This window comes from Magnetospirillum aberrantis SpK (genome assembly GCF_011022235.1).
Lineage (GTDB): Bacteria > Pseudomonadota > Alphaproteobacteria > Rhodospirillales > Magnetospirillaceae > Magnetospirillum > Magnetospirillum aberrantis.
In genome coordinates this window covers 74,832-98,100 of sequence record NZ_JAAIYP010000036.1, presented here as the reverse complement: position 1 = coordinate 98,100, position 23,269 = coordinate 74,832, and the positions used below count along the sequence as shown (strand labels likewise).

Below are 23,269 nucleotides of genomic sequence, written 5' to 3'. Positions count from 1 at the left end.
CGGCCATGCTGCCCTATTTCCCGCCCGGCTATCCCGATGAACTGCTGTACAGCCTTCTGGCACGCTTTCATCGCCATGTGGGGGAAACCAGCCCCAAGCGGACACTGGATGTGCTGTTCGGTAACCGCTCAGTGCGGGCTGGCGTGCTGCTCCAGGGCCATCTCCAGGCGCTGAGCGAACGGCTGCCGCCACACCGGGAATTGACGCCGGGGCGTCTGCTGGCGGATTTCACCCTCTACCCATACCTGACGGCCTTCCAGCCTGCGGACGTGCGGCTGGCAGTCCGCGATGCCCTGTTCCTCGGCCATGCCGAATGGGTCACCGTGCGGCTTGGCTTGGCGGCCAGTCGGGTGCAGGGGGCGACGGGCTTGCGCTATTGTCCGGCATGCCGTTCCGACATGCTGAACCTGTACGGCGAACTCTATTGGCGCCGGGATCACCAGTTGCCCGGTGTAGCGGTTTGTCCAGACCATGGTGTGCGCCTGCAGGACAGCACCGTTTGTCCGGGCACCATCGGGCAGCACAGCTTTATCGCGGCTGACGAGGATAACTGCCCCAAGGTGTCGTCAGACGTTCAGGATGATGTCTCGATCCCATGGATGGTGGTGAAACGATGCGCCCGGCTGTTGCGGTCCCCGCCGGCGCCAATGTCGCTCCGTGAATGGGGCGCGCACTATCACAACGAACTGCGCCAGCGCGGGTTCGGCAAGGGCGATGACCGCATTGACCAGCGGCGGCTGAGCGCGGACTTCGCCTCGTGGTCTGGCGAACCGGAGATGGGTGGCACTGAAAACTGGCTGGCCGCCATGGCGCGCAAGCACCGCAAGGCCTTCCACCCGCTTGAGCATGTTCTGCTGGGCCTGTTCCTCGACGCCCATGCACCTGTGGCGGAAAACGCGCCCTTCGGCCTCGGCCCCTGGCCCTGTCGCAACCCCTTGTCCGAGCATTATGGGCAGCCGGTGGTCCAACTGGCCGGAACCCATCAGGAGGAAGGCAAGCTCATTGGCCAGTTTTCCTGTTCCTGCGGCTACGTGTTCAGTCTCGCCGCCGTTCCAGGCAGCAAGCCGCGCATCCTCGATCTGGGGCCGTTGTTCCGGCAACGCCTGCGGCAACTGGTTGCCGAAGGTGCCGGGCTGCGGGCGACGGCCAGGGCCTTGGGCGTGGATCCCGGAACTATTCGCCGTCATGCGGAACGCCTTGGCCTGGACGCGCCCTGGGCGCCGCTGAAATCTCGCCCGCACGTTCCACGATCACCCAGGGCTGCTTGCCCCCAGCCGCCCCCGCCAGACCCGGTGCCCAGGAGGGATTGGCCGGGGCTTGATGGTCAATTGTGCGGGGCGCTCCGGGCGGAGTCCGAGCGCATCAAAACGCTCTCGCCGCCCATCAGGGCCTCGGCGACGGTATTGCAGCGTCAGTTCGGTCGGCGGGATTGGCTGGCTTCGCGGTTATCCAAATTGCCGATGACCGCCTGTGCTTTGGCGGAGGAGGCCGAAAGCGTCGAGCAGTTTCGTCTGCGGCGAATCGTCTGGGCGGCGGAAGAGTTGAGACGTCGGAACCTGCCGCTGAAGCCTTGGCGATTGCGGCGTCTGGCCGGTCTGCCGGAACAGGCGTCGTCCCAGGTCGAAGCCGCACTGGAAGCGTACGAGGGGCTATGATCCGCTTCAAACCATGGGAGGAGGAGCCAGAGGATCTGGAACTACGCTGGCTGGGCGGCTTCCGCAACGCCGCCGATATGGGCTGGCAGGTGCGTGTGATCAGCCGCCGCCTGCGCTCCAAGACGCTGCGTGATGATTGGCTCCCTATCGGCCTGTTGCCGGTGCTGACGCCCGGCCATGTGGTCTCCGGCGGCGAGGTGCTGTCCACGGTGGCGACGGGTGTTCCCCTGCAATTCGATATCCCAGACCTCTCGAAGGGGATCGAGGAAGATGCTGCCAATGTGCCGCCCTCGTTGTACTTCTTTGATCGGCACTGGGGCTGGAAGCAGCGGGTGCTGCGCTACCTCGTCGGCGACGCGGTTTGCCTGATCCCCACAATAGAACTGGTCCGCCACCTGTTCCTTCTCAATAAGCGCCTTGCCTGGGCGATCATGGACACGGTCGGGCTGGGCCACCTGGCGGTGCCGGTCATGCCGGGTCTTTACACGGACCTGCATATCGATTTCACCGAGAACATGCCGCTGAAGTGCCTGGGAAAGCTGGAGGCGCAGGAATTCGCCTGGCTGGCCATTCATCCCGATGGTCGACGCTGCTGGGACAGTGTGCGCCGTCGCAGCCTGCATCGCCCCTATGTCTCGCTGGAGCCACCGCCCATCAGCACCCACATCGACTTTCGGGGCGTGAAGCTGGGGAAGCAATATCTGGTCCTGGAAATCGAAAAGCTTTTTGGCCGTTCATTGCCATGCGGCAGGCTGACCTATTCCCATCCCGCCGACCGGCATATCGTGCATGATGGCAGCGCTGATGATGCCGGGCGCACCCACAAGCGCACCACCAAGGCAGATGCGTCAGCGACCGGCGAGGGGACACCGGAGATTGATCCGCGGCTTGGCAGTCGCCGCAACCAGCATCAAAAGGCCTTGCCGCTGGTGGAGCGCTTCAGCACCTTCGACCGCGACATTCCGGTGGACCGCGTGAAAGTGCCCAAACTCGTTGCTGCCAGGGATACATCTGCCCAGGCTACCCATGATGGCGCTGCCAAATGCCGAACAGCGTCAACGGCTCCAGTCCGGTTTCCGGTAAGTCTCAATCCGGAGGCGTTGCAAGACGGACTGCCGCCCATTGACTTCAAGCATATGGAACGTGCAGACGATTACCTTGGGGAAACCGCCTGGCTGGCCGCCGTCGTGCGCCGGATCGCCGTTCTGCGCCCGCATATCCAAATTTCCATGTCTCATTTTTTCCTGAAGAAAGGTCGTGAGTTTTCCGAGACCGGCCGTGGTCGCCGGGCCTGCCTTGTCGCTCTGTTCCAGTTCCCCGACCGGCCGCCAGCGGTTCTAATAGACGTGGACCACACTGGCCTGAGGGGATTGGCTGCCATGATGTTGCGATACGCCGCCGAGTGCGCGTTCTCCGAGATGGAAGGCCACATCAAGACCCTGCTCGACGCCCTCGTGGACAACAGAGGGATATGGGACCGCAAGGGCGAGGGCAACCTCCCTTCGTTCGTAACCTGTAGGCGGCAGAAGAAGGTGTTGCGCCGACAGGGGGAGCGCACCCCAGACGAGATGCTGAGCGTGTGGACGGAGCGGTTGATCAATCGCTTGGTGGCTTAGGCTAGCGCTGGGGGCGCCTTCCGCCTACGAGCGGTGCAAGACACTCACTCGCGCATGTCAAATCAGCGATGGTGTTCAGAAACTTCGCTGTCGCACTGGCCGCCCTTCGGCCCATTCTCCTGCCATCCGTCAGCGGCCGCGGGCGCGTTCCCATTTACTGAGCTGGTGCAGATTCAGTCACCGCCCTCTTTCTCGGGCGTGGCTTAGGCCTGCGGCCGCGCCGGGCCTTTGAGGTCGGATCAACAGTTGGTGGGCCAGACAGTAGCGCGTCTAGCTGCTGAATGAAGCGAATTATCTCGCGGTGCCGCGCCGGGTGCCTCTCCAGTACCCGCCCCAGCGCAGCGCCAGCGACATGCCAACCGCGTTCCTTCTGGTTCTCCAGGAAATTCTTCAGTTTGAGCCCTTGGCGGGACTGTTCGGACACCTCGCCCTGCCGGAGCTTGGTGATATGCGGTTGGGACACACCGGATGCCCTGGCCAATCCCGTGAGGGTCCAGCCACTATCTATTGCATGGTCGATCAGCTCGGGGAGGGTGAGCTCGGATTGCGACAAAGAACTCAGCGTGGGTGTGGGCATGGCGCATTGACTTAAATGAATTATTAGGTGATCATGCCCTGATGTGCCGCGCCTTTCAATAGGCTATCGGGCGGGAGCGCCGAATGATCGTCAGTCAGATATCACCGGAAGGGCTTTCAAGGCGGGAGCGCCGGGCGGATGAGCGCCTCGATCCTCGCGGCGTTTGCAATATGATTCTGGACCATGTTCCGGACCGCGCCGTCACGAACGTCGCCCTGCAGAGGTTGCTCTACTTGGCGCACGGCCTTTCTCTGGCTCGCACAGGGCAGCCGCTGGTCTATGGGTACTTCGAGGCTTGGCGCCACGGGCCGGTCCATCCTGCGGCTCACGCCGCCTTCAAACTCGCGGCGCATCGCCCCATAACATTCCGAGCGCTCAAGCGACATCCGCTGACACATGTCCCATCAGCGATTTCGTGCTCCATCTCGGATGATCTGGCACAGATCATCCGGCAGGTAGCTCTCACCTATAGTTCGATGCCTGTCGAACACCTGGTTGAATTGTGCGTGGTTCCTCGCTCGCCCTGGGAGGCGGTGGTGGACGAAGCGAGAACAGGTGTGGTATTAGGGATGATCATTCCTGACGATCTGATTCTGGATCGGTACAAGTATCACAAGGTGCAGGTGGGGTTGGCATCTAGGGGGAAATGCCCGCGTGAGGACAGACCGTATTCATGAGATAGACTTGGCGTGTATCTGCCCCCTGCCCACGGAAATGAAGTGGGAGGCGCTGAGGCGGCTGAAGGTATTCGTTCCTCCACACACGTTTAGGCCTGTCCGAAGGACGCTGTTCGATATCTTTGGCGTGCAGCCGAACAGACACATTTCGCTTGCCCGCACCCCCTGGCCGTGCATCGACGCCAAAATAAGAAATTTATCGGCCAACGCCTCAGAGGAAGGCGCGAACCTTTGCGCGGCCGAGGGTCTTCACGCGTATGCGTCGGCACACTCAATCCACGGTGTCGCCAATCAGTTCACCCGAATGTCGCTTGGTCGGGGCGGCCTTTCGTACTGGTCCAACATGGTCTTGGACATCGGTGGGGTCACCGTTGTGCCGTTCCTTGATCCGAGGGTTTCGGGCGGTCTGACTGAAATCGGGATGCAGTTCGTATTTTCGGTTATGGATTTGCGGGTGCGCCAGTTGGACGTAGACTTCTACGACGCCTACATGGCCATACTCCGACTCTCTCCCCCGATCGACGGCCGGCGCCATGTCCAGCCGTATTTCGACACGGGGACCGAGCTGTTCTCGCAGGATCAGCTGAAGGCCATGGTTCGGGAAACCTACGACATCTGGAGGCTTGTCCTGCAGGAGCGCGCCGACGAGCGCCGAGAGAAGCCTCGGAAGGCAACCTCTCAAATAGAACTCCCCTTCGACGTTCGCAGCCCGGCACGGAAAGCGTCATAGCGACGTTAGGTTTGGCATCTGAGTGTCAGGATGGAGTTGTCCCACATGACATTTACGGCCTTCCCACCATGGACAGGAGGACACTCCATTCCTGCGTGCTCTTTACCGCCATGCGGCACGGAGCGGCTAATGCGAGGAAGCGGCCAGACTGAAGGTTTAGCTGGGTCGGGACGGATCATCCGTTGCTGCAGGCGGCGTTCCGATGCCCGGCTGACCTGTCACATCCCGCGCAGGTCCCGCACGAAATCGTCCAGCCGTGACGCCCCCGGCAGGTCGCGGGTTTCGAAGACCATGAAGTAGTGGAACATTTCCCCGGCCTTGGCTGCCCAGTCGCGGCCCAGGGCCAGTTTGGTGGCGGAATCGCTGTTGTCGCGGTCGTCGCCCTTGGTTTCCAGCACCACCACCCGGCCCGAGCGTAGTTGCAGGATGAAGTCGGGGTAGTGGTTGACGGCGCCGTTGATGCGAAAGCCGCTGCGCACCGGGTTGCGGTGCCAGAACAGCAGGTTGTCCAGGCCGCAGATGGTGCGGATGGCAAGATCCTCGAAGCCGTTGACGCTCCATTCCTCTTCGTAAAGGCGGCGTTCATAGGGCGTCGCCGTGGCGGTCGGGGTGATGGTGGTGGACAGGCGATAGCTGGGTTTGGCAATCACCTTGCCGGTGCGCAGCAGAACTTGAAACTGCTCGCCGGCATGGGTCTGCTCCAGTGCGCGGATCTTCTCCTGGATGCGTTTGGCATAGGCGCGGGGCCGCGCGATGCTGTCGTGCAGGGTCGCGTCGGGCATGGCCTCCAGGATGCGCAGGATGTATTTGCGGATGTCCTGGTCGGCGATGGGTGGCATGCGGCCGATCAATTGATACAGTCGGACGGCCATCTGCTGAATTTGCGACTCGCGTGACAGGCCGTGGATCAACGCGGCCACCTGCTGCTCGCGCCGGGTGTCCAGGGTGCGCACGCTGGGGCGGCCGGATTCCTCCACATCCACTTCGATGATGGGGTCTTCCAGCGATTCGAAGCTGATGGCGGAACTGCAGGTCAGCAGCCGGAAATCCTTGAGCAGGTTCTCGCGCTCCAGCAGCACCTCGGTACTGTCGGGCAGGAAGCCGATGGGCGGGATGGTCAGGAAGAATTGCGGCAGGTGCAGTGCCGTCGCCGCCTCCCGCAGCGAGGCGCGCATGGGCTTGCGGTTCATGGCGGCTTCCACCTCGGGGGCTTGCAGGTTTTGTTCGCGGCTGGCCGCCGCCAGATGCTCGAATTCTTCCGACTGGCGGGCGGCGGCATCCGCCCAATCGTCGCCGGCTTCAGCCGATTGGGCGGGCGGCGGCGGTGCGGGCTTGAACAAGGTCTCGCCGGCCTGCGGCGAGGGCGCGGCTTCTTCCTCTATCACGCGGTAGTCGCGCTCGCTGAAGCCGGCGTGCTTCAGGCCATCGACGATGTTGCCCAGGGTGCGGTGGAACTGGGCCGAGGCGGTCAGCACATAGGAGCAATTGAGCAGCCGGCTGGCGAATGGCCGGGCCTGGGGCTGCCGCAGGACGCGGCCCAGGATCTGCTCCACCTCGACCGGTGATTGGCGGTCGGCCAGGGATGCCAGCACATAGGCGAAGGGACAGTCCCAGCCTTCCTTCAGGGCGTTGACGGTGATGATGAAACGGATGGGGCAGTCGCGGGCCAACAGGTCGTGGCCCTTGATCTCGTCCAACTCGGCGGTCTTGATGGCGATGTGGTCGGCGGCGATGCCCATCTGCTCCAGCGTCTTGCGCACCCGCTGATGGGTATCGATCCCGATTTTGCTTTCCGCCTGGAACAGCACGATGGGGCGCAGATAGCGGCCGCAGCGGGTTTCCTCCGCGTTGGCCTCGGCCTCCAGCCGGCGTTGCAGGTCGACTGCATCCTGATAGACGGTCTCCTTGTCCGGTCGGTTGCGCACGATCACCGGCAGCTTGACCATGCCGGCATCGCGCAGTGCCAGGGCGTTCACGAACGAGATAATGTTGGCGTCCTTGCGCGGCGTGGCGGTCAGGTCCAGCACGAAGCTGGGGCCAAGGTCGGCGAGCATCTCGCGGCTGAGCTTCGATGTGGCGTTTTGGCTCTCATCCACTACCACCACCGGGGCGCAGGCGCGCAGCAGGTCGATGACGGAGGGAGCGCCCTTGTCGCCCATATCCAATTCGGGAAACCCGGTGAAGGCGAATAGACGGCCATTTTCGGTATGAAGGCGTCGGTTGTCCTTGTTGGCAGTGCGCAGAGAATCGTAGGACAGCACCACCACGGTCAATTGCTCACGCAGGGAATCCGGCGCCAACCCCGCGCCCTGCAACAGGCTTTCCTTGTCGTGGACGGCAATGCGGCCGGAAAAATCCTGGGCCAGACGGCGGCGATAGGGATGGGCGGGGTCCTTCAGCGCACGCAGGGTTTGCTCGACGATGGTCAGGGACGGCGCCAGCCATACGACCACGCGCGGCCGCAGTCGGATTTCCGGGCAGGCCCAGGCGAACAGAGGCTGCAGCGCCGCCGCCGCGATCAGGGTCTTGCCGCCGCCGGTCGGCACCTTGACGCAGACATGGGGCACGCCGGGCAGGGTGTTGCGATAGGCCGGCATGCCGCCGGCGCTCTTTGCCAGCCAATGGGCGCGAAAGGCCGAGGTGAGGCCGCCGCCGTTCAAATGGGACAGGAAGGCGCGCAGATCGGCCAGCACGCCATCCTGATGGGGCTTGAGGTCCATACCGGGGCTCCTTAGAGGCGGGTCAGATCGCGCGGGATCTTCTTGAAGACGATGCGGGCACGCGCCAGGAAGTCCTCGCCCAGCGTGCAGTAATCGGCATAGACCACCAGCCGCTCGGGCCGGGTCGCCGCGTCGAAATTCAGTCCCGCCAGGAAGTCGTAATCCAGGGTGGTGCCGGCATGGGGCTGGTAATGAAACAGCAGCGCCCGGCCGTCATGGCTGCCCACGTAGGCGGCGTTGATGGAATTGTCGCACCCGACCATGGCCTCGGCGGGCAGCCCCTCGGTATAGGCTAGGTAACGGCGCATGGTGTCCATGTCCACCGCCGGATTCAGGTGGCCGTCGTCGTCGAACAAAGCGTGCTGGCCGACGGCATAGAAGGCGAAGCCGCCGCCCAATCCCGGTACCCGCTTGTCGCCCTCGCCATAACCGTCCATCACCCGGCGCACCCGCTCGGCGGTGATGCTCTCGGCGTAATCCATCATCTCGACCAGGATGAAACGGCGGTTGCCGTTGTCGAGCCGGTTGGCCTCCAGGACTGCGTGGGCGGTGGTTCCCGATCCCGCATAGGAATCGAGAACTAAGCCATTTCTGGGGGCCGCGATTTGAACGATGCGCCGAATGAGGCGTTCAGGTTTCGGCGTGTCGAAGTGCCGTTCTTCGCCCAGGATGGCGAATATCTCCTTCTTGGACTCCTGATTGTGGCCGACTTCGTCGTTGGCCCACCACGTCCAAGCGCGCTTGCCTTCTGTTTCCGACAAATAAGTCTTAATGCGCGGTCTGGCGTTGCCGTCGTTGCCGAACCACATGCGGCCTTCACTCAGGAGACGCTGATATTCAGGCTCTACGCGTCCCCAGCACCGTTTCGGAGGAGGCTCATAGCTGGCTCCCCCGGGCGTCACGATGGTGTACATCTGATTGGGGCGGTATCCCTGAGCGGTGAAATCGGTGGAAACCCATGGTCCCCGCGGGTCATTGTCAGGGTTCTTAAATGCCTCGGCATTGATCGACGACGTGTCCAGTCGGTTCAGCCGACACCGGTTGATGTCTTTCGCGTAGGCGAGGATATAGTCGTGGGCCGCCCCGAGATTGACGCGGGCATCTGGAGATGTGCGCCGCTGCCAAACCACTGTGGCAATGAAATTTTTTGCCCCGAATATCTCATCCAAGAGCAATCGAAGATGGTGGGCTTCTGAGTCGTCGATACTGACGAAAACCGAACCTTCGTCAGCCAATAACCGATGCAGCAGCTTCAGCCGCGGATACATCATGCACAGCCACTTGTCGTGGCGGCTGAAATCCTCGCCTTCCTTGCCGACCACCTTATTCAGCCAGCGCAGGATGCGTGGGTCGTTGACCGCGTCGTTGTAGACCCAGTTCTCGTTCCCGGTGTTGTAGGGCGGGTCGATGTAAATGCAGTCGATACGGCCTTCGAATTCAGGGAGAAGCGCCTTCAGCGCCTCCAAATTATCGCCATTGATGATGCGATTTTCTGTTGACTTGGTGTGAGAATTTTGCGGGGGGGGGGGGGGGTAGTTGCCGAGCAAAATTCATAGCGCTTTTCAAGCGCCTTGAACGGGACGTCGTGGTGGTGAGCGACCACGCGGTCCTTTCCGATCCAGTTCAAGCTCGGCATTGCTGTGTGCTCGCAAAAGAGGAAACTCTTCTGAGTATGCGTATCCTAAGAGATTCGTGTCGTCAATCTCGCCGTGTTCTATCCGACAGAGGAACATTTTCAGGAGATGGCCGTGTTGCCGAGCAGCGTAAAATTTGGCAGCTTTTACGAAAGATGCCTTCTGAGGGTGTAGCGTGGACACATGGTCGTCATACGTGTTGGTGCCTGTTTGTCTGACAGAAGACGATTACGAGCGTATGAAGGTGCTCGGTTGGCGTGCCTGGGTCAGCAGGCTTAGCCACGACCGGCGCAACCACCTGCCTGACGACAGCGAATTTTTCATCCCCAGCGCGCGAAACTGGTACATGCCGACCGCTTCGGACCATTGGGCCTCGAAGCGATGGACATTCCCGCTCGAGACGTCTGACGAAACGCCGCGGCTACCCGGAAAAGATGGAATCCCCGTGGCCGAGGTCGCATGGGTGGACATCTTCAAGTTTCCGGAAACGGCGATGCTGGTCATCCACCTTGCCGCGTGCCGGCCGCTTAACGATGCGGATGTGCGCTGGGTTTCCAAGACGGCTTCCGAATGGTTGCCGAAGGACGAAGGGCACTGGCTTGCCACATGGCGTGCAGGGGGAGGCGATGTGGGAACCTTGCGGGATTGGGTCATGGCCCATTTGCTGGGGGTCAGCCACCAGCAAGACGTCCGCCGTGTCAACGGGGCGCTGCATTGGTTTGGGAACGTGGCGCCCACGCTGACCCTGCTGCGGCGCCAGGATGTTCCCAACTGGTCTGCGCCGGAGCTTACTTCTCTCATTACGCATATATGCCTCGGTGTTGAGGACGAGATAGAGCAGTACGGGCCGAGTGAAAACATTCGGAGGGCAATCGCAGGGCAGTTTGTCCAGGAATGGGAGAACTGGCGCCTTCACGAGTGGCGGAACCGGATGGTCATGGTTTACGGCGGCGAGGCGCGCGGGGGGCAGCCGGAGAATACCCGCCGCTATTACGTGCCGATCATCGCCTCGGTGCTGTATCAGCGCATTAGCATCACGTCCTACCTGGATCGCTTCATGGGCGGGGCTGAAGACGACCGTGTATTGCGCCGGGCATTTACTCGTTTTCGCCGCGAATTTCTCGCTCACCGCATCTCCAGCTACCCCATGGGCAATCGGGTGTACGAGTTTTTGCGCGAGGTGAACCGAATCCCCGAAACCTTCAAGGATGTGGAAGACGAACTTCAGGCTGCCGACCAACTCACCCGGCTGGAGCTTGAGCGTCAGGAAACAGGCCTGGTCCGCAACCTCACCATCCTTGCGGCCATCTTCGTGCCGGTATCCGCCATCAGCAGCATCTATGGCGCGGATCAGGATCAAATTTATAATGCCAATACTTGGTTCTGGAAGTTCTCCGGCGCTGCCACCGTGGCGGTCGTCGGCGTGCTGCTATATGCAATCCGCCAACTGAAAAAGGCGGGCGGCTGATCATGACCTCCGGCGACGAAAAGAAGCTTATTCCCGCCTCGGATCTGACCCGAGATGACCTTCTGGCCATGCTGGCCTGTGGCGAGACCCTGGAACTGGCCGACGGCACGGCCTTTACCATCGAGGATGAAACGGCACGCAAGGCGTTGTCTTGGTTTCTTGGCGATCCGGTCGGGAAGCGCTATCTGGAGAACGCCCCCACGCGAGGAAGCGGGGACATGGCGGGCCTCGTGACTTGGATGGAAAAGGGCTCGCTTCCAGCCAAGCCGGCGGTGAGCACCATGGCGGGAGATAAAAGGCTGTGGTCGCTGGTGTCCCTTACCGTCCGGCAATTCGGCGGGCTTCAGCCGTTCTGCTTGGCCGATGGTTCCGATGCCCCCGATATCTCGCTGGATATCTCCCGCCCGCTCTTCCTGGCGCAGGGACCGAACGGCGCTGGCAAGAGCTCGCTGGCGCGCGTTCTGACTTTCCTGTTGACCGGCAAGGTGGCGAGCACGCCCGAATTCCAGCATTTCGCCGACGCTGGGCAAGTCAACACCTACGAGTTTGACGACGGTTCGAAGGCGCCTTTGCCCAGTGTGGTGCCCATGCCGACCCAGCCCCAATGGCAAGCCCGCCAGGCCAAGGGGCTGCCATCGGTAGTGACCTCGGTCACCGCCGTTTTCAAGGCGGATGACGGCACGAAACGCACGGTTTGTCGCCGGGTCAAACAGGTGAAGACCGGTTTTTCCACGGTCCTGGAAGCGGACGATCTGCCGGTGGTTGGAGAGTTCTCCGCCGCGCTGGGTGTGTCGGCTCTGGCGGTCGAATTGAGCGCCCTGCATATGGCCCGCCTAGCCCATCTGGAATTGGGGAAGCGGGAGCCTTTGGCTGATGGCATCCGCGCGCTGACTGGCTTGCGGGAAGTGGCGGCGTTGGCCGAGGTGACCGCGCCCAAGGTGAAGGATTACGTCGGCACCAACTACGCCAAGAGCCAGCGGGAATTGGCGAAGGCCGCGGAGAAAACGTTCCAGCAGCAGATTGACATTCTCGCCGAATCCTTCAAGGACGCCGTGTCGCCACCCATGCCATCGGTGCCCGTGGGGGACGGGAGTGCTTGCCGGGGCAAACTGACGGAGCTTGAAAAGGATCTGGACGGCCGCGCCTCCAAGGTCCGTGTCGCCGTCGCCACTGCTGCTGGGATCGAAGAGAACAAGGTCGAGCTGGATGGCTTGGACGATGACTTGATCAAGGCCACCAGCTTGCTGACCGACCAAACGCTGAATTCAGCGGGCCTGGCGGCACTGGCGGCTGCCGCAGCGGCTTTGTCCGAGGAAGATGTTCGGGTGGTCGGCGAGCTTCTTGATCGGGTGGTCAAGCGCGCGAACGATTTCGCCGCCCTTAACGCCGACGAACTCAAGACGCGGCGCCGGCGGCATCATGCCCGCATCGCCGCCGGCTTGAAGGAGGACGAGCAAGCAATCCCGCCCGCCGATTGCCCGACCTGTCTTCGGAGCCTTGACGACAGCGTATTGGACGACGTTCTTGGGATGCCGGTGGCGGTGGCCATCGCGGCGGGGGCGGAAGAGACCGATGATCTGAGGTTCACGCTGGATCAATTCATCGAGGCCGCGCGGACCGATCTGCGGGATGGTCTGCCGGAAGCAGTTACATCCTGCGTGAAGCTTTGGGGAAAGCTACCTGGCTCTCCGTCACCAGCCGCCTGGGCGGCATCGGTCGTGGCGAATGTGGGTGCGGCTTTGGTTGGGTTCCCTGCCCTGAAACACCTGTGGGCTCTGGCTGACAAGGACTTCGAAGCCGATGCTGCTGCGCTGCCCGCATGCCCTGTCTCGGTGCGCCCGCCGCTCGATCCGATTTTCGCAGGAACACGGGTGGAAACGGCGGGCGAGGTTCTTACCGGCTTGCTGGACCTTCGGGATTGGGCGCTATCGACCCGGGACGCTCGCGCCAAGCTGGTCAATCAGGCCTATGGTGTTGGACTGGAGACCATTCCGGTCTCCAGCTTGGCCGGAAAAATCAACGAGCTGCGCGCCCTTCTCAATGATTACCGCCCGGTCAGCGCGGCCAAGAAGATCCTGACAAGCCTTCGGAGCCAGTACGACGCCTGGACGACAGCAAACAAGGCCGCCGAGGACGCCGTTGCCGCCGCGCAAGCGGTGGGCAAACTGGTGGCGTTGAAGCAGGTCGTCGATGTGCAGATGACCGGCCTGTTCCACGGTTTGAATGCCGACATGGAGCGTTATTGGCGCACGTTCTATCAGGCGCCGGGGCATGCGGGGCCAGAGGCTGGGCTTGTCCTGCATGATGGTTTCGCGCTTCAAATCCCCGCAACGCTTGAAGGGGTAAGGGGCCGCGCCAACAACATCGCCAATTCCTCCCAGGTCAGGGCTTTGCTGTTCAGCTTCGTTCTCGCCTTGCTACGAAGCGTCTGGAAGCGGAGCGGTGGTCTGACCCTGGTGCTGCTGGATGATCCCCAGCTATTGTTCGACGAGCGCAACCAAGCGCTTCTGGCCAAGGGCCTGGTCACCTGCACGGCCGACGACTTCCGGCCGATGGTCATGACGTTCGATCGCGTCTTCACCGCAAGGGTTGCCCGTGCGGGCGATTGCCGTATGGGGGCTGCGCTGAGTGAAAAGGTGGAGGCCTATAAAATTGTGGCGCGTGGCGATATCCATGCCTGCGTAGGTCTCAAGCGCGATGAATTGGCGCTGAACGCCTATCGTGCGTCGTGGCAGGTCGATAAGGCTGACGCTGATAAAATCAAGGCTTTCTGCCGCGAAACACGTCAGTTCATGGAACGTGTGTTGGTGGATCTATTGACCGAAGCCGGGGAACCGGTTCACGACCATCCAACCCTTGATCCGCTCTGCGCTCGGGTCCGAAACCTGTCCAAGCGTTCGGACCTGGTCCTGAATGCCCAGCCTTTCCGGCAGTTGTTGCAATTATTGCCGGATGGAGACCCCACCAAAGATACTCTGTCTCAAGCGCTCAATTGGTCGAACCACTTTCAGGCCGACGAAAGCCTGACGCTGCTCCATGCCAAAGCGGTGGATGGCATGCTCGACCGCTTCATGGATCTCAGGGAACGGTGTCTGGATATGCTGGACAATCGTTCGATGCTAAAAGCGGCCAATGCCAATGATCCGGTCGTCGGCGCCCCGGCGCCAACGGCAATGGTGACCGTCATTGGCTTAGCGGCCGCAAGCGAAGGCGCTTCGGGGCCGGATGCTGACCTGTCGGCCGACGAAGACGAAACCCGTTCCATCGACCCGGAAACCCATCAGGCGTTCGGGGTGGGGCAGGCGGCGCGGTGGCTTCCGTTCCCGCTTCAGCCCTCCAGCATGGTGATCTGCGAACGGGAGCCGACAAAGCCTGCAAAGGGAGAGTTCGTCGTCGTCGCCAACCGGGGCACCGGTCAGGCCCTGATCGGCTGGTGCCAGATGGATGGTACCGAGCGTGTCCTTCTGGCTGGATTGGGCGGAGAATTCATTGCCTCGTCGGTGGCTGCCGACTGCGATATTTATCGCGTGGTGGCCGGCGTATTCGACGGTGGCGCCACCAACCCGCGCCCGTGTCACCCCTTGGAAAAACCGGATCTGCTTCGGAACTTCAAGCACGCAGCGCAAATTTCCGTTGGCGACAGCGCCGAGCCGCTTCTGAAGAAGGGTGATCTGGTTCTTCTGGGAGCCGAGGTACCCCCCGACACGGTGTTCAGTGCGGCGGAGGATTCTGTTTTTGCAGTGCAACTCAGCGATGGCCGCGTGGTGATCAAGCGCGTATCGGGTCTCGCCAATCGGCCGTACAGACTACTCTTGCCGTTGGGCATGCGAGGTGCCGGTGAGGTCGTGACGAACGTGGCAGGAGACGTGGGGGTGACGGTCGAACAGGCGTTTCCGGTTGCTGGCTTCCTGAAGTGACGACAAATGGAAGGAACGGGGCTATTGCCCGCAGCCGAACACCCCATAGCCACCCCACTCGTACAAGGGGCGGTCGCGCCAGCGTAACATGGCCCGGCGCAGGGCCGATGCCTTGGGCATTCCTTCCACCAGCCAGTGACGGTAGAAGTCGGTGGCGATGGCTGGAGTTAATGAACTGCGGGCCAGGATCGGCCAAAAGCTGAGAATGGCGGAGCGGGCGCCACGGCCAAGCAGGATCGGCATGAAGCCCAATGCTTCCTGTCCTCGCAGGGGGTGGACGCGTCCGGTGTCGCAGCCGCTGAGAAAGACCAGATCGGCATCCAACTGGGCGCGGGCCAGCACTTCCAACGTGACGGGCGCCCCCATGCTCAAGCTTCCGGCGCGAGGGTCCGAGGGATCGAAATGGCCGTGGGCAGCCAAGTGGACGATTGCCGATCCCTGCCAGTCGGCGATATCCGGCGAGGAAATCGCCTCGAAGCCACGCGCGGACAGCAGCGCGGCGACCTGGCGGGCTTCCTGATCGAACAACGTCTGGGACTGGGGCGAATCGGTCGCCGCGGCGACGGAGAGGCATACCGCCTTGCGTCCCTCAGCCCGGCGGCTTCGGCTCGCGGCGTGGACCGTGGCGCTGGGGGCCTGGGTGACGGCTATGTGGTCGATGATTCTGCGTCCATCGCCGGTGGGCAACAGATGGAAAGGAATGCCCGACATGGCGCCACTGGGGCAGACCACCATGGTGTGGCGGTTTTCCAGCCAGGGGCGCAAGGGCTCGGCCAAGGCCTTGCCCAGTGCGTCCAACCCGTCGAAGGGGTCGTGCCGAAGTATCCATCTGGCCCAGGGCAATGAAGCACGAAAGACGTTCGCCGCCGCTTCCAGGCGGGTCTGGTCAACCGGCAGGTCCACCCGCACGGGCTGGTCGAACTCGGTCGCCGCCACCAGGCAAAAGGCCAGCGGACCATGGACGTAATATTCCAGCAGAATGCTGCCCTGCTCCAAGGTCGCGCGGAATTCCTGCCACCCTTCCATGGCGGGCGCGGCATGCCCCAGGGCGAAGGCCTTGGCGCCCTGCACGACGTGGAATAGGCGCTCTGCGTCGTCTTCCTCGGCCACGGCCTTCACCACTTCGGCGTACATTTGCTCGCGGGTCGAGGACAGGGTGAATTGCGTCAGTTCGCCGGAGACCAAATGGCGCAGGCCACTGTCGGCGGCGAACATCCGGGCGAACAGCGCATGGGCGCCATCGCGGTCGCCGGTCGCGTGCAGCGACAGGCCCAGATGGCCCAGGCCAGCATGGGCCAGTTCCCGATGCCCGGTTTCCTCGGCCAGGCGCAATTGCCGCAGGAACAGATCGACGGATTGGTCGATGCGCCCGCTCATCCGGGCGGCGCGGCTGACGCTTCCGGTCAGTGCCAGATATTCCGGATCGACGCTGTCGGGCAGGCGGTCCAGGGCGTCGCGGCCCAAGCTCCAGGCCCGCTCGGCATCGCCTTCGACCAAAGCCAGTTCCACCTCCAGGCGGATTTGCATCACCCGCTGGCCGTGATCGCCCTGCCGTTCGCAGGATTGCCTGAACATCTCGATCCACCGGCGCGCTTGCTCGGGCTTGCCGTGGCGGAGATGGAACAATGCCAGATTGGCCTGAGAGGTGATGACCGCCTGCCAGTCCCGGGCCTTGCCGCCAACCGGATGGCTGGCCAGGTCCAGCGTCTGTTCGCGCAGATGGTGTTCCTCGTCGTGCAACCCAAGGCGGCCGACCAGATTGGCCTTGTTTCCCAGGACGCTCACAAGATGGTCGTGGTCGCCGTCCCGGCGGCAATCCCGCTCCAGGTCATCGAGCAGGGCCAGGGCGGTGCCGATTTCGCCTTTTTCCGCATGGGCAAGGGCCAGATTGGAGCGGGCGGCCGCCCGCAGCACCTGATCGTCCAGTGTCCCGATCAGGGCGGTGTGGGCGGCGATGGCCTCGTCATACCGGCCCTGACGCAGCAGTACCAGACCATGATTGATGTCCAGCGCCTGGCGCACCAGCGGCTGGTTGTCCAGCCGAGGATCGGCCAGGGCGGCCTTCACCATCGTCTCGGCAGTCTGATCATCGTCGGTCAGCAGGGCCAAGGACGACCAGCACAAGTGCAGATGAGGCATCATGTCGTCGAAGCCGAAGCGGCGGATCAGGCGCCGTGCCAATTTCAGCAAGATCAGGGCGGTATCGGTGGCGGCGTGGCGATGGGCGGCATCTTCGGCCGTTTGCAGCACCGTATCGACGAAATCGGCGGTGATATCGGCGGCATGTTCCTTCTCTGCCTCATCCAGACGCCCTTCCTGCCACGCCTGCAGCAGCGCTGCTACCAGATGAACGGCGGCTACGTCCTGGGGGCGGCCGACCTCCATGGCCTCGATGACCAAATCCTCGGCGCGATCGGGGGCGACGTCGCGCAGGGCATCCATGAAAGCGGCGTCGATCAGCTCGGGATGGGCCTGCAACAAGGCGCGTCGGGCCGCCGGTTCCGCTTCGGCGGCGACCTGCCGTGCAAATTGGGTGGCCGCGCCGTCACTTGGCATTGCCGCCCCGGATGGCCTTGATGATTTCGGCCAGTTGCGAAAAGACCGAGCCGCCGTCGTACTGGAAACCCCCAAGCTTGAGCGTGTTCGAGGCCAGCATGCGCAACAGCAGGGCCACCAGGATTGTCGGTCCCGGATTGTCCCGGATGGCAGCCCACAATTGCCCGGCTTGGGATAGCATTTCCGGATCGCCGCCGCGCACCTCCTGCCGCTCGGCCAGGGTGTCGAGGAGTTCCTGCACCCGGGGTTCGGCAGCCAGGCACACCCGGGCGGTTTCGCTCAGGAAGGCGGGAACCGCGTCGTCGGGCAAGTCCCGCAGCGCAGCCGCTACCGCCTCGCATTCCTCGGTCGTCGCCGTTTGCCCCAGCAGATCGACAATCGCGTCGGCATTGAGCAGCAATTGGGCGGACAGGACGGGGGACAAAGTGGTCATTGGACACCTCACGAGAAGAGTGAAGGGAGGGCGCGCCTTAGTTCGCCGGTGGCGGAATCTTGCCGTGCGGGGGGCAGGCGTTGCAGCCAGGGCCGCACCGAGGCTGCCACATGGTCGCTGCTGTCGGGATCGACGTCCACCAACACCGCGCCGGCGTCGCATAGGCCGTGAACGTCTTGGTCCTGACCTTCCGTTTCCAGCAAGGCGAGATGAAAGGCGAAGGTTTGCCGTGCCGCCGCGACGGCCGTGTCGGCCCCTTGGGCGGCCAGGGCCATAGCGCGGGCATTGAGCGCCGGACCGCGCCAGAAATCGAAGTCGCAGGCCTCCATGTCGGCCAGGGCGGCATCGCAGCGGGCGACCGCCTCGGCGGGGCGTCCGACCTGGACCAGCAATCGGGATTCCGCCACTTGCACGCCGATGGCCGCTTGTTGTCCCGGCAGCCAATCGGCAGGAAGGGCGGCGGCGCGCAGGCGGGCGCGGCGGATGGCCTCCAGCCCGTCTTGCAAGCGCTCGACCATCACAAGGTAGATGGTCAGATTGCTCAGCCCCTCGATTTCCAGCCGCATCAGATCCAGCGAGGTGGCGGCGATGGGGGCCAGCACGTCGCAGCCTTCCTGTTGCAGGCGGATGGCGCTTTCGACGTCGCCTGCCGCCAGGGCGATAGTGGCGGCGTTGTGCAGGCCGTTGGCGAGGTCTTCGTGATGCACGCCGTATTTCACCAACCGGCGATAGGCGTCCATAGCCTCTTCCATTTCGTCCGTGGCCTTGCGGGGATCGCCGGAGGCGTTGGACAGCAGGGCGGAAAATTCCAGAGCCGAAGCCAGTTCGTTCAGATTCGAGCGTTCGTCGATGGCGACGCCCTGGCGCGCCAACGCCACCATTTCGCCGGCCAAGGCGGCAGCCTGCGGAAATTCCCCGCGCAGCCAATGGGCGCGGCCAAGCGCCTGAAGGGCGTCCGGCATTTCGTGGGCCGCCCAGTCAGGCGAGTGCTTGGCCAGGGCGCGGGCCTGATCGACCGCGCTGTGCGCGGTATCCAGCGCACCGTCCAAGTCGCCCAGATCGGTCAGGATGCCCGATTGATGAACGAGGGAATGGATCAGCACATTGCTGACCAATCCGCGCGAGGCTGTCTGGTGGGCGATGTCCACCGCCTCGCGAATGATGGCGATGGCTTCTCTGACTTGAGCGTTCTCGGCCAAATGGCGGGCGTGAACGTCGCGGATACCGGTACGGGTAGAAAGCTCCACATCTCCTTGGGTTTCCGTGGCCGTCAGCAGCGCATAGGCCTGGGTGGATAGGCGCAGGGCCTCGACGTTCTCTCCTAGCGAAGCAAGGGCGTCGGCGAGATTGGGCAGGATCTCCAGCCGCTTCATGTCCGCCATGGCGGGGGCCAGATTGGTGGTCAGGGCCAGCGCGGCCTCTCCAGCCTCGCGTGCTTCGGATGGATATTCGCAGTGCAGGCCTGTGTGGCAGAGGGCGATGCAGGCATCGATTTCTGCCTCCAGGAAGCGGTCGCCGTGGCGGCGGCGCAGGGTGCGAGCCAGGGAAAGCGCGGCGCGGACCTGTTCCATGGCGAAACCTGCGTCGCCCCGGTTCTGCTGGTCGATGGCGTGGTTGATCAGGCTGCGGACCAGCGAATCGCCATGGGCGTTTGACGCCATTGGGCTCAGCTTCTCGCCGTGCGCAACGGCCCGGGCGGAACAGGCACGGGCTTCGTCCATGTCGCCAATGGCACCAAAAATGGCAGAGGCATTGATCAGCGCATCGATCAAATCCGGCCGGTATCGGTCGGGATCGCGATTGGCTTGTCGTTCCACCATCGTCAGGACGGAACGGATGGCTGCGGCGGCGGCACGCAGACGCCCGGTTTCCAGCAAGTAGATGGCGTGGTTGCCCAGGGCGCCGGACAGCAGATGGGATTTGTCGTCGTCGGTTCCCCGTTCCCGCAGCAGCAGATGCAGGGCGTGGCGGCTGGCTTCCAGGGCGCCGTGTTGGTCGCCCAGGCCATGGCGCACATTGGCCAGGTTGATCCATTCCTCGACCATGGTCAGCGGCTCTACGCCCTGAGCGTTCGCAACGGCAAGAATCTGCTGCAAACGCCGTTCGGCTTCCTCCAACTGGCCGATGGCCGCCAGCATGCCCGCCCATTGGCACATCAGTCCCAGGGGAAGGGGCAATCCCTTGCGCCGCAGCCGAGCCAGGGCGCGGCGGATGAGCGCGATGGCCGCGCTCTGGCGCCCGGCCCGGTTCAGCCACACCACCAGTTCCGCCACGTCATCGGCTGCTTCAGCGCCATCGTCGGCCAAGCTCGCGTTGACGATCACCGTCCAACAGGCAATGCCCAGGGGAAGCATTTCCGGCGCGGGCTCGCCCAAGCCCTCCGCCACCCGCCGGGCCAGGGCGCAATCGCTCAGGCGGCGGATCGTCCGCGCCAGGATGCCGGTCACCGGCTCGCCGGTTTCCCGGGTGACGGTCAGCACAGTCGCGGCAAGGCGGTCCGGATAGGCGTTGATAAGACGGCGCAGCCGTCGGGCGCTTTTTCCACGCGGAAAATCCCGCGCCGCCCGCGCCAGACGGGTCATCATCTCCGCCGCCAACTCGGGGCTGGCGTTCAGCAGGGCCTGGTCTCCGGCGGCGGTCATGGCCCGTATTTCTCCATCACCGCATGGCCGATCAGGTCCGGTTGGATGGGGTTCAGAAAATGGGGGCCGGGATAGATGTCGTGGAAGATGTCGACGAGTTTGTCGATCACTGCTGTGGGTTGGCCCTCCAGCGAGGGGCATTCTTTCAGCAGTTTGAGGGCATCGCGGCGGGCGGGGATCGCTGCATCACGGGCGTAATAGATCCAGGCCAGCACTTCCATCATGGTCCGCTGCGGAATGCCGTCGGGGGCAAGACTCTTCAGGTAGCGCTGCTCGCGGTCGAGCACCGCCTGAATCGGGGTGCGGCGGCTTCCCGGTTGGCCAAAGGCGATGGCCCAGGCTTCCAGCAGCAGCAACAGGATACGGTCGTATTTCGGGTCGGCGAAATCCGGTGGATGATCGGTAGGAATGATGTCGTTAAAGCCGAAGGCTTGCAGTGCTTTGAAGAAAACGTCCTCGCGCGCCGCCCTGGCATGCTCGGCCTTGAGTGGAACGGCCGGCTCCAACTGCAGGATTTGCAGCCCGTCCTCGTCATCCAGGGCGTTGGCCGCCGCGCCGCCGCCGGTGACGATGTCTTCCCGCCAACGACCGTCGTTACGGGCCAACATCACCAGCATCACCTTCGAGCGGGTCGTGCGCAGCGCCTCGCACAGCGTTTCAATGTCGGAGGCTCGGCGCTCGGCGTAATCCACCACGATCAAGAAAGGCTGAGAGCCGGTCAGTTGTCGTTGCAGGGCGGCGCTGTTCACGCCTTCCAGCAGGAAGCCGGTACACCATCCGTCAGCGCGCAAAGCTTCGCAGACCTCGATCAGCAAGCGGGTCTTGCCCATACCGCCATCGCCGGTCAGCAGGCGGCTGCGAGTTCGGTTGGCCCCCCGTGCCCATTCCAACCAGCCCTTCATCTCCTTGTCGCGATGCATCAGGGGAACCACCCGGTACCGGGCGTCCAGAGCATCGCGGGGAGTGTTCCGTCCCGGCACATAAGGCAGCACCGGGTTGTAGAGCGGGCGCCCCATGGGCATGGAGCGCAAGGTGGCAAGAACTTCCTCGCCTGCCCTCAGCACGTCGGCGCGGCCGGCTAAGCGGTCGAGGGCGGAGGAAAGTTCAGGGAGTTGCCGAGCCACCTCTGCCCGTCCCAGGGTCAGCAGACCGGCCAGAGGCGGTATTCCTGCCTGGGGCCAATCCAGGATGACCTCGCGGATTTGGCGTTCCTGGGCCGCCAGGGCCAGTTCGTCCACGGCCTGCAACGGCAGTTCCGCCGTACTGGCGACCACCCAGTGGCTGAGGTCCGGCACCTCCCGAGCCATGCTGTCCAGACCGCCGAGCAGGTCGCGGTTGGACGGGACTCCCGTGCGGTATCGCTTTGCCTCCACCCGCACCGTGCCGCCGCCCACGTCGCCGCTCAGTTGCCGCCCCGATGCCGCCTGACGAAATGGAGTGGCCAGAACACCGGACAGGCCGGCACCCACGACTCGTTCGAAAGCTTCTGGGCTGAGGGCGATGAGTTGGGAATGGAGGGTGTGTAGGTCGTCAGTTTTTCCCATCCGATGGGCGAGAAGCTCCATGGAAAAGGCCGCAGCGGATGAAGCTGCGCGCGGATGTGTTGCGTCCGAACTCCCGCAGATGCTTCGAATGAATAGGGTGTGCTGGTAGTTGGGGCCACCGGGAAAATCCGAAAGCTTCGTTCCGGGAATGGCGGAAATTCTAGACGTGCCGGTTCTTGTCGGAAAGCCATCGACGGCTTCGAGAAAGGCTCGCGCTTTTGCGTTGGCCTCTTTTCCGCGTCGCGGCCATGTACCTGCGCCACAAACCGCTTGGGCATCCAGTATGGCGGAAATGTCTTCGGAATTCGTGGAATAAAATGTGTTGGCAACGACGACATCGCCGACTTTCAGATTTTTGTCGTCGCTCGTGGAGAGGCCGATAAATAGCGATATTTCAGGAGAAAAAATATCGTCAGCTATCTTCAGTAATTGCTCTACTGAAACCGTTCCAAATTCGCTTATTATTTCTCCCGCGCGGAAGGTGTTTTGGATGGATTCTGCAAGACTGCTTTTTGTGAGATGTTTGAGATACGGGCTATAGAGCCCATTGTCTGGATCACACTCCTCCAGATTTAGCACGGCCACCCGCCAGCCCTCGAATAGCCCGATCCGAAAAGGGTCGAAGCGGAGGGAGACCTCGGACAGGTGACGGAGCACGGCCGTCTCTTCGGTCTTTCCCGAAACGAAAATCATGGCCGTGCGGGAAGGGGATGGCTGCTTGTCGGTCATCGCGCGCCAGGAGGTTTCAACCTAAACAAATGGTATTCCGGGCGAATGCGATCGACAAGGTGGTAGCTGCTTTGGAGGGGGCCTTTAGCTTGGAGGATCTGTGGACTGCTGGACTGGTTTGGCCTTGTGATTGGTATGATACTATCGCGTCACGGCGAACCGCCGGGCCAACAGGCCCGACGGTGCCAGTATGAAACATTGGCCGTATTGTGATTTATCTGCGTGACGAAAAATCAATACGTTGACGCTATTTCAGTATGGAACTATCGCGTCACCGGATACAGGTTTGTCCGGTGACGTTAATCTATCATACCGGGGCGCCAGACAGAGAGATCTGGGGGCGCCGTTGCACTTTCGGTTGAGGCTGGCTT

Annotated in this window: 12 protein-coding genes; 6 read left to right on the top strand and 6 right to left on the bottom strand. The window is 62.9% G+C overall.

Going from position 1 to position 23,269, the window contains the following annotated elements:
• Nucleotides 1-5: 5 nt before the first annotated feature.
• The 4 genes from G4223_RS09670 (at nucleotide 6) to socB (ending at nucleotide 5,255) form a co-directional block, all read left to right on the top strand.
• Nucleotides 6-1,655, top strand: coding sequence for a TnsD family Tn7-like transposition protein (locus G4223_RS09670; protein ID WP_163678500.1), 1,650 nt, complete (start codon nucleotides 6-8; stop codon nucleotides 1,653-1,655).
• Nucleotides 1,652-3,271: a hypothetical protein gene (locus G4223_RS09665; protein WP_163678497.1), complete on the top strand. Its 1,620-nt coding sequence runs from the start codon at nucleotides 1,652-1,654 to the stop codon at nucleotides 3,269-3,271. The genes G4223_RS09670 and G4223_RS09665 overlap by 4 nt, the downstream gene beginning before the upstream one ends.
• A 660-nt stretch (nucleotides 3,272-3,931) precedes the next feature.
• Nucleotides 3,932-4,525, top strand: a complete 594-nt coding sequence (gene socA, locus G4223_RS09660) for a type VI toxin-antitoxin system SocA family antitoxin (protein ID WP_163678494.1) — start codon at nucleotides 3,932-3,934, stop codon at nucleotides 4,523-4,525.
• Nucleotides 4,503-5,255, top strand: a complete 753-nt coding sequence (gene socB, locus G4223_RS09655; RefSeq protein WP_163678491.1) for a type VI toxin-antitoxin system SocB family DNA replication inhibitor toxin — start codon at nucleotides 4,503-4,505, stop codon at nucleotides 5,253-5,255. The genes socA and socB overlap by 23 nt, the downstream gene beginning before the upstream one ends.
• Nucleotides 5,256-5,473: 218 nt before the next feature.
• Here socB and G4223_RS09650 read toward each other — a convergent pair whose 3' ends face one another.
• Nucleotides 5,474-7,975: a DEAD/DEAH box helicase gene (locus tag G4223_RS09650; protein ID WP_163678488.1), complete on the bottom strand. Its 2,502-nt coding sequence runs from the start codon at nucleotides 7,973-7,975 to the stop codon at nucleotides 5,474-5,476.
• Nucleotides 7,976-7,986: 11 nt separating this feature from the next.
• Nucleotides 7,987-9,441 (bottom strand): site-specific DNA-methyltransferase, encoded by a 1,455-nt coding sequence (locus G4223_RS09645; protein ID WP_205762455.1) that lies wholly within the window; start codon nucleotides 9,439-9,441, stop codon nucleotides 7,987-7,989.
• A 406-nt stretch (nucleotides 9,442-9,847) separates the two neighbouring features.
• On the opposite strand from G4223_RS09645, the gene G4223_RS09640 reads away from it, so the two are divergent.
• Together G4223_RS09640 and G4223_RS09635 are read left to right on the top strand one after the other, a co-directional pair.
• Nucleotides 9,848-11,077, top strand: coding sequence for a magnesium transporter CorA family protein (locus G4223_RS09640; protein ID WP_163678485.1), 1,230 nt, complete (start codon nucleotides 9,848-9,850; stop codon nucleotides 11,075-11,077).
• A gap of 2 nt (nucleotides 11,078-11,079) precedes the next feature.
• The gene (locus G4223_RS09635; protein WP_163678481.1) at nucleotides 11,080-14,994 is read left to right on the top strand and encodes an AAA family ATPase; all 3,915 of its coding nucleotides are present in this window, start codon (nucleotides 11,080-11,082) and stop codon (nucleotides 14,992-14,994) included.
• Nucleotides 14,995-15,015: 21 nt separating this feature from the next.
• On the opposite strand, the gene G4223_RS09630 is transcribed toward G4223_RS09635, so the two are convergent.
• Genes G4223_RS09630 through G4223_RS09615 form a run of 4 tightly spaced genes read right to left on the bottom strand, consistent with a single transcriptional unit; the run spans nucleotide 15,016 to nucleotide 22,898 of the window.
• The gene (locus tag G4223_RS09630) at nucleotides 15,016-17,550 is read right to left on the bottom strand and encodes a CHAT domain-containing protein (RefSeq protein ID WP_163678478.1); all 2,535 of its coding nucleotides are present in this window, start codon (nucleotides 17,548-17,550) and stop codon (nucleotides 15,016-15,018) included.
• Nucleotides 17,540-17,983 (bottom strand): hypothetical protein, encoded by a 444-nt coding sequence (locus G4223_RS09625; RefSeq protein ID WP_163678474.1) that lies wholly within the window; start codon nucleotides 17,981-17,983, stop codon nucleotides 17,540-17,542. The genes G4223_RS09630 and G4223_RS09625 overlap by 11 nt, the downstream gene beginning before the upstream one ends.
• A gap of 8 nt (nucleotides 17,984-17,991) precedes the next feature.
• Nucleotides 17,992-20,625 (bottom strand): tetratricopeptide repeat protein, encoded by a 2,634-nt coding sequence (locus tag G4223_RS09620; protein WP_163678472.1) that lies wholly within the window; start codon nucleotides 20,623-20,625, stop codon nucleotides 17,992-17,994.
• Entirely contained in the window at nucleotides 20,622-22,898 is a 2,277-nt protein-coding gene (locus G4223_RS09615) for a P-loop NTPase (RefSeq protein WP_163678470.1), read from the bottom strand. Before G4223_RS09615 ends, G4223_RS09620 begins: the two co-directional genes overlap by 4 nt.
• Between the last annotated feature and the right edge of the window lie 371 nt (nucleotides 22,899-23,269).

What these genes read in the sequence shown, in the direction of transcription:
- G4223_RS09670 (WP_163678500.1), top strand. Translation starts at nt 6, where the DNA reads ATGCTGCCCTATTTCCCGCCCGGCTATCCCGATGAACTGCTGTACAGC.
- G4223_RS09665 (WP_163678497.1), top strand. Translation starts at nt 1,652, where the DNA reads ATGATCCGCTTCAAACCATGGGAGGAGGAGCCAGAGGATCTGGAACTA.
- socA (WP_163678494.1), top strand. Translation starts at nt 3,932, where the DNA reads ATGATCGTCAGTCAGATATCACCGGAAGGGCTTTCAAGGCGGGAGCGC.
- G4223_RS09650 (WP_163678488.1), bottom strand. Translation starts at nt 7,975, where the DNA reads ATGGACCTCAAGCCCCATCAGGATGGCGTGCTGGCCGATCTGCGCGCC.
- G4223_RS09640 (WP_163678485.1), top strand. Translation starts at nt 9,848, where the DNA reads ATGAAGGTGCTCGGTTGGCGTGCCTGGGTCAGCAGGCTTAGCCACGAC.
- G4223_RS09635 (WP_163678481.1), top strand. Translation starts at nt 11,080, where the DNA reads ATGACCTCCGGCGACGAAAAGAAGCTTATTCCCGCCTCGGATCTGACC.
- G4223_RS09630 (WP_163678478.1), bottom strand. Translation starts at nt 17,550, where the DNA reads ATGCCAAGTGACGGCGCGGCCACCCAATTTGCACGGCAGGTCGCCGCC.
- G4223_RS09625 (WP_163678474.1), bottom strand. Translation starts at nt 17,983, where the DNA reads ATGACCACTTTGTCCCCCGTCCTGTCCGCCCAATTGCTGCTCAATGCC.
- G4223_RS09620 (WP_163678472.1), bottom strand. Translation starts at nt 20,625, where the DNA reads ATGACCGCCGCCGGAGACCAGGCCCTGCTGAACGCCAGCCCCGAGTTG.
- G4223_RS09615 (WP_163678470.1), bottom strand. Translation starts at nt 22,898, where the DNA reads ATGACCGACAAGCAGCCATCCCCTTCCCGCACGGCCATGATTTTCGTT.